General features: G+C 61.2%; 1 protein-coding gene. It reads right to left on the minus strand.

Features of this window, described 5'->3' with window-relative positions; translation table 11 throughout:
- Positions 1 to 10: 10 nt before the first annotated feature.
- Positions 11 to 964: an IS110 family RNA-guided transposase gene (locus I6F28_RS36995; RefSeq protein WP_225131589.1), complete on the minus strand. Its 954-nt coding sequence runs from the start codon at positions 962 to 964 to the stop codon at positions 11 to 13.
- Positions 965 to 1,179: the final 215 nt, after the last annotated feature.

The following is a 1,179-nucleotide window of genomic DNA, read 5'->3' on the forward strand; positions in this document are numbered from 1 at the left end:
GTAGCAACCATTAAGTTGCGGCGGTATTTTCACGCCAGGGCGTACCTCGGGCAACAACGGTGTTGGCGTAGATAAGGAGCTTCCTGGCGCAAGCGATCAGGGCGACGCTGTGCGCTTTTCCTGCGGCTGTCAGGCGGCTGTAGAGGCCGATCAGCGCCTTATTCCAACGAAAGGCTGCTGGGAGCGCCGCGGCGTAGAGGGAGCGCCGAAGGCGGCCCCGGCCGCCGGCGATATGGCGCTGGCCCCGGTGTTTTCCGCTGTCGTCATCGAAAGGAGCCAGGCCGGCGAGTGCCGATGCCTGCTCTCGGCTGATCTGGCCGAGCTCCGGCATCCGGATGATCAGGGCCAGCGCGGTGCGTTCGCCAATGCCTGGAACGCTAAGCACGAGATCAAATCGAACAGCGAGATCGTGGTGAGCGCGCAATTGCTTGGCGATGAGGCGCAGCTGCGCGAGTCTTCGTACCTTGAGCCGCGCAATGTCGGCGAGAACCATTCGTTTAAGGCGTGGTTCACCGATGTGCTCGAGCCTGGTCTTGAAGCGAGCGATATCCTCCTCGATCTGTTCGACGAAGGTGAGGGCATCGGCAAGCGCAGTCAGTCGCGGATCTGGCGCAATCTCATGCGGTTCGATTGCAGCCGCACAAGCGGCAATCAAGGCCGCATCGAGAGCATCATTCTTGGCTCTCTGGCGGTGCAGGCGCGCAAAAGCCCGCACCTGGATTGGTTGGAGAACCAAAACAACAAAACCCGCTGCCCGCAGGTGGTTGACCACACCACGCTCGTAACCACCGGTCGCCTCGATTCCGACGCGTTCGACGCCCGCTTTTGTCAGCTCTGAGCGTAGTTGCTTCCAGCCCCGCATTGAGTTTGCGACCTGCAAACGCAGAACCTGTCCGCAAACCGCAACGTCCAGCTTGTCTTTGGCCGTATCGATACCGGCCGCAATCGTGGTAGTCTTCGTCATCTTCGCCGACCCCTGCCTTGTGAAGCGAACCAGATTGTTCCGGCAACCATCCGGGTCCGATGAAGGTGCTGACGCGATCACGCTACCGGGCAGCCACAAACTGCTCTGGGTGGGCTCGATCCGATCGCCAGCGGCCTGCCGGGGTTGCAGCCCCGGCAGGCCATTCCTCTCGGAACACCCCAATCAATATCCGATTGCGCTATTACAAGGGTGGG

Origin of the sequence: Bradyrhizobium sp. NBAIM14, assembly GCF_020193895.1 — a bacterium.
In the GTDB taxonomy this organism is placed as follows: domain Bacteria; phylum Pseudomonadota; class Alphaproteobacteria; order Rhizobiales; family Xanthobacteraceae; genus Bradyrhizobium; species Bradyrhizobium yuanmingense.